We start from the raw sequence: 12,883 nt of genomic DNA on the forward strand, positions 1-12,883 counted from the left end.
CCGCCTTTCTCTAAAAAACAGGGGAATGAAAATGCGCATGATCGTGCAGATGATGACTGCTGCCCTTATGACTGCGGCTGTTGGTGCGGCCAGGGCTGATATGGTGTTCGGCGTCGCCGGCCCGATGTCGGGGCCGAACGCCGCCTATGGAGAACAGTACCGCGTCGGTGTCGAGACCGCGGTTGAACGCATCAACGCCAATGGCGGCGTTCTCGGACAAAGGCTTGCCGTGTCGATCGGTGACGATGTCTCCGACCCGAAGCAGGGCGTTTCGGTCGCCAACAAATTCGTCGCCGATGGCGTTCACTACGTTGTCGGGCACTATAATTCCGGCGTCACCATTCCCGCTTCCGAGGTCTATGCCGAGAATGGCGTTCTGTTCGTCACGCCGACTGCCACCAACCCGATGGTGACGGAGCGCGGCTTGTGGAACGCCTTCAGGGCGTGCGGGCGCGACGATCAGCAAGGCTCCATCGCCGCCAAATTCATTCTCGACCGTTTCAAGGATAAGAAGATAGCGATCGTCGACGACAAGTCGACGGCGGGCAAAGGCCTCGCCGACGAAATGGCCAAGGCCTACAACGCCGGCGGCGGCAAGGAGGTTCTCCATGAGGAGGTCAACCCGGGCGAGAAGGACTACAGCCCTCTCGTCACAAGGATCAAGCAATCGGGCGCCGACCTCGTCTACTATGGCGGTCAGCACACGGAGGCTGGCCTGATTGTGCGTCAGATGCACGATCAGGGCGTCACCACGATCCTGATGGGCGGTGACGGCATCTCCAACAGCGAATTCGGCGCCATCGGCGGCGATGGTGCTGTTGGAACCCTGATGACGTCGTTCCCCGACCCGGCAACGTTTGCGGAAGCCAAGGATGCCGTCGCCGATCTGAGGGCCAAAAACGTTCCCACCGAAGCGGTGACCCTTTACGCTTACGCGGCAACGCAGATTCTTGCCGAGGCAATTGCCAAAGCCAAGGCCGACGATCCAAAGGCCGTTTCCGATTATCTTCATTCCGGCGCCGGTATTTCGACGGTGCTCGGTTCGATCTCCTATGACGACAAGGGGGATATCAAGCAGCCCGGCTTCGTCGTATTTGAGTGGCAGAAGGTCGACGGCAAGCTGACCCCGGTCGCCCTCAAGTAGAAACACCGCGTCGGCGGCCGGTCACCAACCGCCGACGCCCTCCGGAAACGTCGGACGATGGCCGTAAATCCGCCGCGACCTCGAATGCCGCCTCTCAACACCTTGCGCGCCTTTGAAGCTGCCGCTCGCCAGGAGAGCTTTGCCAAGGCCGCCGATGAACTTGGCGTTACCCCGGCGGCCGTATCGCATCAGGTCAAGGCGCTGGAGGCGTGGCTGGGCTCGTCGCTGTTCGTACGCCATGCCCAGGGGCTGCATCTGACCGAGGCTGGGCGCGCGGCGCTGCCGGCCTTCTCCACAGCGTTCGACGCCATGGGCCTTGCCGTCCAGGAACTGCGCATCTGGGCGCCAAGGCCGCAGGTGAGCATTGCCGCGCTGCCGTCGATTGCCCAACTGTGGCTGGCTCCGTGTCTGCCGGCGCTTCGCGCTGCGCTTCCCGCCCTTCGCCCGTCCATCCATGCGCTGGAGGAGCCGCCGGATTTCAGGCGTGAACCTTTTGACCTCGCCATCTTCCTGACCAGGCACGCACCAGGGGGCAGCCGCGCGTTCAAGCTCTGCGACGACGTGATCTTTCCGGTCTGCGCGCCGGCGCTCGCCAGGCAGCTGAAAACGCCGGCGGATCTGTCATCGCAGCTTCTGCTTTGGGACACGACCTGGACCGGCGACTGGAGCCTGTGGTTCGAGGCCGCCGGGCTGAAAGGTCCGTCGATCGAGTCCGGTTCCGAATTCTCGCTCTACAGCATGGCGCTGCAGGCGGCCGTCGACGGCGCCGGCGTTCTGATGGGGCATGAGGCTCTGGTCGCGCGCGCTCTCGCCGCCGGTTCGCTCGTGGCGCCGTTCCCGCAGCGTGTTCCGACCGGCCTCAGCCTCTCAATCCTGGCGCCGGACCGACCGCCCGCCCAGGCCGCGCAGATGATCGAGTGGCTGCTTGCACAGGGCGGAGCGAGCCGGGACTGACGCTTGGAACAACCGGCGGCAAAGCGATCGCTTCGCCGCCGGTTTCAAACCATCACGGCGTCACGTCGAGACGGCCTTTCATGTTGGGGTGGAAGCGGCAGAAATAGTCGACCGGTCCCGCGGCCTTCAATGTCAGGCTGGCGGATTTCTTCGGCGGAATCATCACCTCCCAGCCACCTTTCACGGTGGCCGTGTGGGCGAACACATCCTTGTTCACCCACTCGATCGTGTCGCCGACCTTCGCCTCGACGGTGGCTGGCGAGAACACCAGCCTGTCGATGGTGACCTGGATGATCTCGGCTTGCGCCGGAACGAGACCGGCGGCCAGCGTCAAGGCAATCCAAAGATGGCGTTTCGGCATGCTCCCGGTCCTTACTTCAGTATGCCGGCGACATGTTCGGCGTGCTGCTCATGGCCCTGGAATATCTTCAGGCCGGTTTCCAGCAGGCTCTTCAACTCGGCATTCTGCGCCGACGGAATGAGCAGCGTTTCGAGCGCGCCGTTGACCTGCTTGTGGTAGGCGACCTCGTTGTCGACATAGGCCTTGTCGAAGGCGGCACCGTCGAGCTTGGCGAGCTTGGCCCTCTCCTCGGCGGCCGCCTTGCTCAGCGCCTGGCTGGTGGCGTTGTCTTCCGGCGTGACCTTGAGTTTCTTCACCAGGTCGAGCGCTTGCACATTCACGGCTTCATGGTCGCGCACCATGTCTTTGGCGAAATCCAGGACCTCCTTGGTCTTCGATTTCTCGATCGCCAGCTTCGCCGCTTCAACATCGATGACCCCGGCCGTGTAGGCGATGTGGGCGATCTGCGGATCGGTCGGCTTGTCGGCGGCTTGTGCGAACGGGGCAGCGCCAAGCAGCAGCAGGGCGGCGAGCGCGGCAGTGTGTCGGATAGACATGGCATCTCCTTCGCCGGACGCAGGAATCGCGCCGGACAGTGTTTTTCGGTTGACGATCATTGGATGCGGGGCAGCGGCAAACGTTCCCGCCAAAATCAACTGAATCCGGTGAGGTCAGTTTTCCAGGCCGAGCCGCCGCATCACGGCGCTGGTCAGCCTTTCGCAACGTCGGCCGGCGAAGGGGAAGGCATCGAGCAGCACCGGCCCTATCTGGTCGTCCAGCGCCTTGCGCACCAAAGCGCGGGCGCGGTGCAGCCTTGTTTTGACGGTTTGCGGCCGCACGCCGAGAAGATCGGCGGTCTCTTCGATGCTCAGCCCCTCGATCACCCGCGCCACGAACACCGTCCGGTAGACATCGGGAAGGCTATCGGTGGCCCGTTCGACCAGCTGGAGGATCTGCCGTTGCGCCATCGCCCGCTCCGGATCGTCGCTGGGGTTGAGAGGGAACCGGATGATCTCGGCTTGCGGATTTTCCGGCAGTGCCACCGTTCTGCGCCTTTTGCGCAGCCGGCCGAGCGCCTCGTTGATGACGATGCGCGACAGCCATGTGGCGAGCGAGGAGTCGCCGCGAAACGCCTCGAGATGGGCGAAGGCCTTGACATAAGCCTCCTGGACGATGTCCTCGGCCTCGCTGTCATTGCGCACGACGCCGCGCGCGATCCGGTAGAGCCGCTGATTGTAAGTCTTGATGATGGTGCGGAACGCATCGCCGTCACGCGCCAGCGCCCGCCGCACGAGTTGCATGTCGTCTGACGCAGCAGAAGGCACGGCCGTCAACACAGCAGGCATGGCCAGTTTCCTCAACCCAATCTCCGGACCGGAACCCCGATTGAAAGATTGGACGCTGTTGCCGGCAAAAGGTTCCCGAAGATTTTTCGCCGGGTCCGGCGGCAGCTACCCTATCGCGCCCGGTGAGGGCCTGTCAGCAGCCTGCAGGCGCGCCGTGGCCGCCAGCAGATCGGTCTGGGTGATCAGCCCGAGAATCCGCTTGTCGTCGTCGACGATGATCACCGCATGGCTGCGGCCGTCGGTGAGCACGGGCAGCAGGCCCATGGCGGTGAAACCGGCGGCGGCTGTCGCCGCGGGCGATATCACGGATCCAACCGTGCCGGAGGCCCGGGTCAGTTCCCGCAATCCCACGGTGCCTGCCAGCCTTGCCTCCGCGTTGACGACCGGCAAGGTGCGGATGTTGTGGTCAAGCAGCAATTGGCGCGCCGCATCAGTGGAGGTGTGCGCGTCGACCGAGATCACGTCGCGCGACATGATGTCCTCGCACAGAAGGGTCTTGTGCGCGCGCACCATCGCCTGCAATTCGACTTGCCGCAGCAGTCGGTCGAGATCGTTGCGATCGATATCGAACGTCTCGTCGAGTGCGCCAAGCGCGGCATCGATGTCTTCGGACCGAAAGCCGACGCGCGATTGTGCCGGCGGATCGACGGTGCCGTGGCTGTTCGCCGGTGCTGTAACCGGCACATGCGGATAATTGCGCCGTGCCAGTCTGTGGAAGCCGTAGCCGAGCGCCACCAGCAGCATCGAGTTCAGCGCCACCGGCACGAATGGAAACAGAAAGCCGGCGCTGATGACGGCAGGTCCTCCCAGCACCGCGGTCAGGGCGGCGGCCCCGCCCGGCGGATGCAGGCAGCGGGTGAACGACATGGCGGCGATGGCCAGTGCCACCGCGATGCCGGTGGCAAGGGCGGTTTCGTGGATGAAATGCGCCACGATCACCCCGACCAGCGCCGATATCGTGTTGCCGCCGATGATCGACCATGGCTGCGCCAGCGGGCTGGCCGGCACCGCGAACAAGAGCACCGCCGACGCCCCCATCGGCGCCACCAGCAGCGGCACGTGCGGGCCGTTGCCGAGCACCAGGCCGCCGATCGCGCCGGTCAATGCAATGCCGATCGTCGCGCCGATGCAAGCGATGATGCGCTCGCGCAACGTCGCGCCGGCAAGAATGGGAACAAAAAGGCGGAAAGCCATGCTGTGCTAAGACCTGAAACTGGATCCGGAATGCGCGGCTGTCGAAATGCGCGCCGCGGGCTGCAATGACGCTGGATAGTTGAATTGGGAAGCCAAACTGATCCGAAAAAGCATCGTTTCGAGGAATAACATTGCTCGCCGTCACCCGAAAGTCCGGCGGAGTTGACCCAAAAAGGTTTTCACAAGCCTTTCGTCTCGTCCTTTCAACGCTTTACGACAACTTGCATTCCCATTCGCACGCGGGCATGCAAGGTAGGGCCAGTCGTCAAGGATAAGGGATATGGCTGTAGTGGCACAGTCCTGGTGACGATCCGCGAAGGGCAATAAGCCATGTTGACAAGCGAGGCTACTTGGACCCATCCACTATGTTCAAATCCCGAAGAGGGGAGTAGCCGGTTTGGGAACACTCGCTTGAGACCGATCGTGTTGTTTGGAGTCGGCTCGGGCATCGTCGTCGAAGTCATCGAAAGCTGTCGCCGGGCAGGCCAGCCGATCGCCGCCTATATCCACAATCGCGACGTACCGCATTTTCTGCCGACAGGCCTGGCCGCGAGAGGCTTGTCCAGCGTGGATTCCGGTCTTCGTTCCTGCGCTTGCATTTGTCCCTTGTTCACCCCGGCCAATCGCCTTGCGGCAGCCACCGAAGCGGAGCAACTGGGGTTTGCGTTCGACACATATCTAATTGATCCGACGGCAATAACGGCGTCGGATTTGCGTGTCGGGGGCGGCAGTTTCGTCAACGCGGGAGCCATCATCGGTGCCGCGACCAAGCTGGGGCGCAATGTGTTCGTCAATCGCGGTGCCTCACTCGGGCACCACAACGAAATCGGCGACTTTGTCTCGATCGGCCCCGGCGCCATTCTGGCTGGCCAGGTCGTCGTCGGGCCGGGCTCGATGATTGGAACGGGCGCGGTCGTCGGCCCGGGCGTAAGGATCGGCGCCGATGTTGTCATTGGCGCGGGTGCGCTGGTCCTTCGAGATGTGCCGGCTCACCACACAGCGCTTGGACCCTCAGCACGCATATTGGCCTCGACACGAACCGGATCTGACGATGCTAAATCGCGCTAGGGCCGTCATCCGGGGGCAATGGCGGCGGCATCCACCGGTTTCCGTCATCATAAAATCATACAACCACGAGAAATACGTCGCCAAGACCATCGGCAGCGTGCTGGAACAGACGTTTCAGGATTTTCAGCTTGTCATCACCGACGACGGCTCGACCGATGCGACTGTAAAGGTCATCAAGGGGTTTTCGGACCCACGCATCGACTTCGTGGCGCTGCCGTTGAACCAGGGTCTTTCGAATGCAATGAATGTGTCCCTGCAGCGGGCGACCGGGGAATTCGTCGCCATTCTGAATTCCGACGACTACGCGGATCCGACGCGGCTGGAGCGCCAGTTCGCCTACCTCACATTGAATCCTGCCACGGCCGCGGTCTTCAGCGAGCCCCGGATTATCGATGAGGACGGCAACGAGCGTCCGCCCTTGCCGATTTTCGCTTTGCCGCTGTCATTCCGGGATTTTTCGGTTGGCACCTGGCTGCGACAGTTCTTCCTGGGCGGAAACTGCCTCTGTGCGCCCTCGGCGATGATCCGCGCAAGCGCCTACAGGGCGGCCGGGGCCTACGATCGCCACATCACCAATCTGCAGGATCTCGACATGTGGATACGCATGCTCGGTTGCGGTGAGCTGCATGTGCTGCCGGACCGGCTGACGAGCTTCCGGATTCGTGCGAACAATGAAAATCTCAGTGCTCCGCGGCGAGATACCCAACTGCGCTGGCCATTCGAGTACGCGCAAATCCTGCGCAGGTTCCTGAACCTCGATGAACGCCTTTTACGCGGCGCCTTCGCGGATGCGTTTGCGAGCAACGCCTTGTCTCCCGACCTGTCCGTCGCCCAGTGCCTTGCCGAACTCGCGCTCGTCGCAAACACCCCATCCCATGTGGCCTTCGCCCTGGAAACGCTCTTCGCAACCGCCCGCACCGACGCCGACTTCGCGCGATTGCGCGAGGTCTCGGGGACGGTCAACGTTTTCAGTCTTCACGTCGAGACGAATCGAACACTATAGCGTGGCTTCGGGTGGCCTTTGCGGGCTGCCGACCTAGTCTAGTCAGCCGCCGCGGCGGCCAGACCGCGCGAAATATCGGCCTTCAGGTCGTCGACATCCTCGAGACCGATCTGCAGGCGGATCAACGGACCCTCATAGGGCGCTTTTGCAACAACGCGGTCGCCAAGCCAGACCGGTACGGCAAGGCTCTCATAGCCGCCCCAGGAATAGCCGAGGCCGAAGATCTGCAGCGCGTCGAGGAAGGCGTGCTGCTGCTTCTGGCCGCCACCGGCAAGCACGATGGAAAAGATGCCGCTCGAGCCGGAGAAGTCGCGTTTCCACAGATCGTGGTCCGGATGGCTGGGAAGGGCAGGGTGGAGCACACGCGCCACGCCTTTCTGACCCTCGAGCCAGGTGGCGATGGCAAGCGTGCTGCGCTGATGGTGTTCGAGGCGCACGCCCATGGTGCGCAGGCCGCGCAGCACCTGGTAGACGTCGTCGGGCCCGGCGCAGCAGCCAAGCGTGCAGAAGCTTTCGTAAAGATGCTTCCAGCAGCTCTCATTGGCCGACACCGTGCCGAGCAGCACGTCGGAATGGCCGGCCGGGTACTTTGTCGCCGCATGGATCGAGATGTCGACACCGTGGTCGAGCGGACGGAAATACAGCGGCGTCGCCCAGGTGTTGTCCATCATGACGATGGCGCTCGCGGCGTGCGCCGCCTTGACGATGGCCGGGATGTCCTGCACCTCGAATGTGTTGGACGCTGGCGATTCCGTGAACACCACCTTGGTGTTGGGCTTGATCAACGCCGCGATGCCGGCGCCGACATCGGGGGCGTAGTACTCGACCTCGACACCCAGCCGTTTCAGCATCGTGTCGGCGAAGTTGCGGGTCGGGTGATAGACGGTATCGACGATCAGCAGATGGTCGCCGGCCGACACGAAGGCGAGCAGCGGCACGGTCACCGCCGCAAGACCCGACGGCACCACGATCGTGCCGGCAGAGCCTTCCAGCGCGTCTATGGCGTGGGCAAGCGCATCGGTCGTCGGTGTGCCGCGCGTGCCGTAAGTGTATTTCTGGCTGCGTGCCGCCATCGAAGCCGCGTCACGATAAAGCACGGTCGAGGCATGCACCACCGGCGGATTGACGAAGCCGAAGTAGTCGTGCGGATTGTTGCCCGAATGGGCGAGCCGCGTGTTGATGCCCATCCTGCCGCTAAAGTGCTCGCCGCCGTCTTTCGCCATTCTGCATCGCCTTGTTTGACAAGCCGCTAGCCATAGTGCGGCGTCATGGACCGTGCAACAGCCACCGTCCGCCAGGAGATGGACTTCGAATATGCCAATTCGTCGCGGCAAAAGGCGACAATGCGGGGTGCGGCATGACCCCGGCGGTGCATTGTCGGCGCAGCGCCAGTCTCCGCCGATCGGCCTATTGTGGGCGGTGGGGAAAGATATATAATTGATAGCTAATATTAATCGCCGGATTGCTTTGATCAGATGCCGCCGGATGGTTGTTGCCGGTTGACCTTCTCTTCTGGTCCTCCATGATCCGGATCGCGCTCACAGAGCGTGAGCGCGGCGAGGGGAGGAATGCCATGCCCGACGTCAAGTGGATGATCAAAGCGCGCGAGTTCGTCAACTGCAACTGCGCCTATGGCTGCCCGTGCCAGTTCAACGCCTTGCCGACGCATGGATCCTGCCGCGCAGTGGTCGGCGTGGAGATCGAAAGTGGCTATCACGGCGACACCAGGCTGGATGGCTTGCGCTTTGCTGGTGTTTTCCGCTGGCCTGGCGCAATCCACCAGGGTAAGGGCGAGGCGGCAGTTGTCATCGACGAGCGGGCGACCGAGGCGCAGCGCGGAGCGCTGCTTCGCATTCTCAGCGGTGAGGACACCGAACCTGGCGCGACCATATTCCAGGTCTTTTCGACCACACTGGAGACGATCCACGATCCGATCTTCGCGGCAATAGACTTCGAAGTCGACGTCGATGCCCGAGCGGCCCGTCTGGACGTGCCGGGCGTAACCTCGGGCCACGGCGAGCCGATCAAGAATCCCGTCACCGGCGCCGAGCATCGGGCGCGCATCGACCTCACGCATGGTTTCGAATATACGCTTGCCGAAGTCGGGCGCGGCTGGACCAAGGCAACCGGCCCGATCAAGTTCGACCTGGCGGACTCACACAGCCATTTCGCCAATCTGCATCTCACGCAGAGCGGCATCGTGCATTGACCTGATCCAATGGGCGACACGGCCCTCGAGGCGGTGCTGCGGCGCGATCGCGCGGTCGTGACGGCCGCGCTCGTCGTGATTGCCTTGCTCGCCTGGGCCTATGTGCTGTGGCTCACCGCCGACATGGTCATGCCCGGTTCCCCCATGCCGGGCAGCGCAGGCGGCGACATGGCCGGAATGGACATGTCGACCATGGACATGTCGAAGATGGACACGTCGAACATGGACATGGGCGGCATGGATATGAGCGCCACCGTGGCGCCCGGTTTCCGGAGCTGGGCATCGGCCGATTTCGCTTTCATCTTCACAATGTGGGCGGTGATGATGGTCGGCATGATGACGCCTTCGGTCGCACCGATGTTGCTGCTCTATGCCGGTGTCGGCCGCAAGGCGCGGGCGGATGGCCGGCCCATCGCTTCGACGGGATGGTTTTTTGCCGGCTATCTCGCCGTCTGGGTCGTCTTCAGCGTCCTGGCGACCGGTGCGCAATGGCTGCTCGCCCGTCTCGCCTTGCTCGATCCCTCGATGGCGACCGACAGCGCGATCCTCGGTGGCCTCGTCCTGATCGCCGCCGGTCTCTATCAATGGACGCCGATGAAGGGCGTCTGCCTGCGCCAATGTCAGGCGCCGATCGCGTTCCTGGCCAGCCATGGCGGGTTCCGCTCCGCTCCGCTCGGCGCGCTTCGGCTCGGCATCGATCACGGCGCCTATTGTCTGGGTTGCTGCTGGGCGCTGATGGCGCTGCTGTTCGTCGGCGGCGTCATGAACGTGCTGTGGATCGCCGGCATCGCCATCCTTGTTCTCCTGGAGAAGACGGTCCCGACCGGGCAGTTGATCCCGCGCGTTTCGGGCGCGCTGATGGCTGCGATCGGCGCCTGGCTCGTCTTTCGAGCCCTTTGAGAACAGTCCTTGTCTCTGGGCGGTATTGGCCCTGCAACCACCCGGCAACCAACAGATGACAGTCTTTGGACATAGCAATTCATGGCGCACTGAGGTCAACAACCCCGTGGTATTACCTGGGATGGATTTCGCTGCCGCGGCCCGCATTGGCCCCGCATTGGCATTGAATGAGTTTTGCCGCCTTTATTCGCGCTAGTGACCAAATCGCGGGCGCGTTTGTCTGTAATTCAGGTATTTGCGGCAATCGGTTTTCAAACTCTTTCGGTTTCGGTCATTTCCCTTGACCTCACGGGAATTATCGCCTTCGATGACATTTGTGAATGGGAGGCGGCGCGTCGGTTACGATGCGGGGTTCCGGGAATGGGCCGGAATGGGAGCTGCGTTCACACGGGAGAAAAAGATCAGGGTTTGCCCTGAAAAACAGAGAAAAGGGTCTGTGGGTCATGAAACAAATTGCTATCGGCATTCTTGGCGCCGCCACGCTTGGGTTGATGGCGTCGGCCGCGTCGGCAGGCACGCTCGACACCGTCAAGGCGAAAGGCTTCATCCAGTGCGGTGTCTCGACCGGCCTGGCTGGCTTCTCGGCGCCGGACGACAAGGGTGACTGGCAAGGCATCGATGCGGATTTCTGCCGCGCTGTCGCGGCCGCCGTCTTTGGTGACGGCACCAAGGTCAAGTTCACGCCGCTCAGCGCCAAGGAGCGTTTCACCGCGCTGCAGTCCGGCGAGATCGACATCCTGTCGCGCAACACCACCTGGACGATCAACCGCGATACGGCGCTTGGCCTGAACTTCGTCGGCGTCACCTACTATGACGGCCAGGGCTTCATGATCAACGCCAAGAAATTGCCGGGCGTCAATTCGGCGCTGCAGCTTTCCGGCGCCGCCGTCTGCGTGCAGAGCGGAACGACCACCGAGCTCAACCTCGCCGACTACTTCAAGGCGAACAAGATGGAGTACAATCCGGTCGTCTTCGAAAAGCTGGAAGAGGTCAACGCCGCCTATGACGCCGGCCGCTGCGACGTCTACACCACCGATCAGTCGGGCCTCTATGGCATCCGCCTGACGCTGGGATCGCCGGCCGATCACGTCGTGCTGCCCGAGATCATCTCGAAGGAGCCGCTCGGACCGGCCGTTCGCCAGGGCGACGACCAGTGGTACCACATTGTCAAGTGGACCTATTTCGCGCTGCTGCAGGCTGAAGAGCTCGGCATCACCAAGGCCAATGTCGATGAAATGAAGAACTCGGCCAGCCCGGAGATCAAGCGCGTGCTCGGCCAGGAAGCCGATACCAAGATCGGCACCGATCTCGGCGTCTCCAATGACTGGGTCGTCAACATCGTCAAGGCCACCGGCAATTATGGCGAAATGTTCGAACGCAATGTCGGTTCGGGCAGCCCGCTGAAGATCGCGCGCGGCATCAACGCGCTGTGGACCAAGGGTGGCCTGCAGTACGCTCCGCCGATCCGCTGATCGAAATGTGATCCGGGAGGCAGGTCACCTGCCTTCCGGTTTCTCTTTCCAGAGGGACGGTCGAATGGCATCGCAGGAAGTTCTTCGCGAGGAGCCCAGCCGCGGTTCCTTCATCAACGATCCGAAAGTCCGGGGCATATTCTTCCAGGCGGTGGTCGTCGTTGTGCTGGTTGCGGGCGTCTGGTGGATTGCCCACAACGTCATTGCCAACCTGACGCGCCTGCACATCGCTTCAGGCTTCGGCTTCCTCAAGGGCCGCGCCGGCTTCGACATCAGCGAGAGCGCCATCGCTTATTCGTCGGATTCGACCTATGGCCGCGCCATCTTGGTCGGCTTCCTCAACACTGTCATCGTCGCCATCGTCGGCATCATCACCGCGACAATCATCGGCTTCATTGTCGGCATCGGTCGGCTTTCGCAGAACTGGCTAATCCGGAAGATCTGCACGGTCTATGTCGAGGTGTTCCGCAACATCCCGCCGCTGCTGGTCATCTTCTTCTGGTATTCCGGCGTGCTGGCCGTGCTGCCGGCACCGCGCGACAGCATCAACCTGCCGTTCGGCTCCTTCCTCAACCAGCGCGGCTTCTATTTTCCACGCGCCGTGTGGGGCGACGGCTCCTGGCTGATCTTCGTCGCTCTGCTTGTCGGCATCGCCATGGCGTGGTTCGTCGCGCGCAAGGCGCGGCAACGGCAGATGGCGACCGGACAGCAATTCCCTGTGTTGTGGACAGCCCTGGCGCTGATCGTCGGGCTGCCGCTGCTCGCCTATGCGCTGAGCGGCTTTCCCCTGACTTTCGACTACCCGAAGCAATCGACTTTCAACCTGACCGGCGGCTTCCAGGTCAGGCCGGAGTTCCTGTCGCTTTATCTGGCGCTGTCTTGCTATACCGCCGCCTTCATTGCCGAGATCGTACGCGCCGGCATCAGGGGCGTCAGCAAGGGCCAGACGGAAGCTGCCGGTGCGTTGGGGTTGCGGCCCGGATCGATCCTGAGGCTGGTCGTCGTGCCGCAGGCCATGCGCATCGTCATTCCACCGCTGACCAGCCAGTATCTCAACCTGACCAAGAACTCGTCGCTCGCTATCGCCATCGGCTATCCGGACCTGACGGCGACCGCCGGTACGGTGCTGAACCAGACCGGCCAGGCTGTCGAGGGTGTGGTGATCATGATGGTGATCTATCTGGCCATCAGCCTTCTGACCTCGCTTGTGATGAACTGGTTCAACGCCAAGATGGCGCTGGTGGAGAGGTAAG

At 62.6% G+C, this 12,883-nt stretch carries 13 protein-coding genes; 8 read left to right on the top strand and 5 right to left on the bottom strand.

The window, feature by feature from the left end; all coding sequences use genetic code 11:
* Positions 1 to 25: 25 nt before the first annotated feature.
* Both FCU66_RS00500 and FCU66_RS00505 read left to right on the top strand, forming a co-directional pair.
* A complete protein-coding gene (locus FCU66_RS00500; RefSeq protein ID WP_136619961.1) occupies positions 26 to 1,144 on the top strand; it encodes a branched-chain amino acid ABC transporter substrate-binding protein in 1,119 nt (372 codons plus the stop codon).
* A gap of 84 nt (positions 1,145 to 1,228) precedes the next feature.
* Positions 1,229 to 2,098, top strand: a complete 870-nt coding sequence (locus FCU66_RS00505) for a LysR substrate-binding domain-containing protein (RefSeq protein ID WP_181956517.1) — start codon at positions 1,229 to 1,231, stop codon at positions 2,096 to 2,098.
* Between the two features lie 52 nt (positions 2,099 to 2,150).
* Here the strand turns inward: FCU66_RS00505 and FCU66_RS00510 are convergent, their stop codons facing one another.
* The 4 genes from FCU66_RS00510 to FCU66_RS00525 all read right to left on the bottom strand — a co-directional run bounded on the left by FCU66_RS00510 (position 2,151) and on the right by FCU66_RS00525 (position 4,978).
* Positions 2,151 to 2,459 carry a cupredoxin domain-containing protein gene (locus FCU66_RS00510; RefSeq protein WP_136622721.1) on the bottom strand — a complete coding sequence of 103 codons (309 nt, stop codon included), beginning with the start codon at positions 2,457 to 2,459 and terminating at the stop codon, positions 2,151 to 2,153.
* An 11-nt stretch (positions 2,460 to 2,470) separates the two neighbouring features.
* On the bottom strand, positions 2,471 to 2,995 hold the full coding sequence (locus FCU66_RS00515; RefSeq protein ID WP_136622720.1) for a DUF4142 domain-containing protein: 525 nt from the start codon (positions 2,993 to 2,995) through the stop codon (positions 2,471 to 2,473).
* Between the two features lie 114 nt (positions 2,996 to 3,109).
* Complete coding sequence (locus FCU66_RS00520) at positions 3,110 to 3,784, bottom strand: RNA polymerase sigma factor (protein ID WP_136622719.1); 675 nt, start codon at positions 3,782 to 3,784, stop codon at positions 3,110 to 3,112.
* Positions 3,785 to 3,889: 105 nt separating this feature from the next.
* Positions 3,890 to 4,978: an HPP family protein gene (locus FCU66_RS00525; protein ID WP_136622718.1), complete on the bottom strand. Its 1,089-nt coding sequence runs from the start codon at positions 4,976 to 4,978 to the stop codon at positions 3,890 to 3,892.
* 330 nt (positions 4,979 to 5,308) lie between these two features.
* On the opposite strand from FCU66_RS00525, the gene FCU66_RS00530 reads away from it, so the two are divergent.
* Both FCU66_RS00530 and FCU66_RS00535 read left to right on the top strand, forming a co-directional pair.
* Positions 5,309 to 6,046, top strand: a complete 738-nt coding sequence (locus FCU66_RS00530) for an acetyltransferase (RefSeq protein WP_136622717.1) — start codon at positions 5,309 to 5,311, stop codon at positions 6,044 to 6,046.
* Positions 6,030 to 7,049, top strand: a complete 1,020-nt coding sequence (locus FCU66_RS00535) for a glycosyltransferase (protein ID WP_168992227.1) — start codon at positions 6,030 to 6,032, stop codon at positions 7,047 to 7,049. The genes FCU66_RS00530 and FCU66_RS00535 overlap by 17 nt, the downstream gene beginning before the upstream one ends.
* A 38-nt stretch (positions 7,050 to 7,087) precedes the next feature.
* Here the strand turns inward: FCU66_RS00535 and FCU66_RS00540 are convergent, their stop codons facing one another.
* On the bottom strand, positions 7,088 to 8,272 hold the full coding sequence (locus FCU66_RS00540; RefSeq protein WP_136622715.1) for a cystathionine beta-lyase: 1,185 nt from the start codon (positions 8,270 to 8,272) through the stop codon (positions 7,088 to 7,090).
* Between the two features lie 350 nt (positions 8,273 to 8,622).
* On the opposite strand from FCU66_RS00540, the gene FCU66_RS00545 reads away from it, so the two are divergent.
* From FCU66_RS00545 to FCU66_RS00560, 4 genes are all read left to right on the top strand, one after another.
* Positions 8,623 to 9,258 (top strand): DUF1326 domain-containing protein, encoded by a 636-nt coding sequence (locus tag FCU66_RS00545; protein ID WP_136622714.1) that lies wholly within the window; start codon positions 8,623 to 8,625, stop codon positions 9,256 to 9,258.
* A 9-nt stretch (positions 9,259 to 9,267) separates the two neighbouring features.
* Positions 9,268 to 10,158 carry a DUF2182 domain-containing protein gene (locus tag FCU66_RS00550; protein ID WP_136622713.1) on the top strand — a complete coding sequence of 297 codons (891 nt, stop codon included), beginning with the start codon at positions 9,268 to 9,270 and terminating at the stop codon, positions 10,156 to 10,158.
* A 443-nt stretch (positions 10,159 to 10,601) separates the two neighbouring features.
* Entirely contained in the window at positions 10,602 to 11,630 is a 1,029-nt protein-coding gene (locus FCU66_RS00555; protein ID WP_136622712.1) for an amino acid ABC transporter substrate-binding protein, read from the top strand.
* 64 nt (positions 11,631 to 11,694) lie between these two features.
* Positions 11,695 to 12,882 carry an amino acid ABC transporter permease gene (locus FCU66_RS00560; RefSeq protein ID WP_136622711.1) on the top strand — a complete coding sequence of 396 codons (1,188 nt, stop codon included), beginning with the start codon at positions 11,695 to 11,697 and terminating at the stop codon, positions 12,880 to 12,882.
* Position 12,883: the final 1 nt, after the last annotated feature.

This window comes from Mesorhizobium norvegicum (genome assembly GCF_004919685.1).
GTDB lineage: Bacteria > Pseudomonadota > Alphaproteobacteria > Rhizobiales > Rhizobiaceae > Mesorhizobium > Mesorhizobium norvegicum.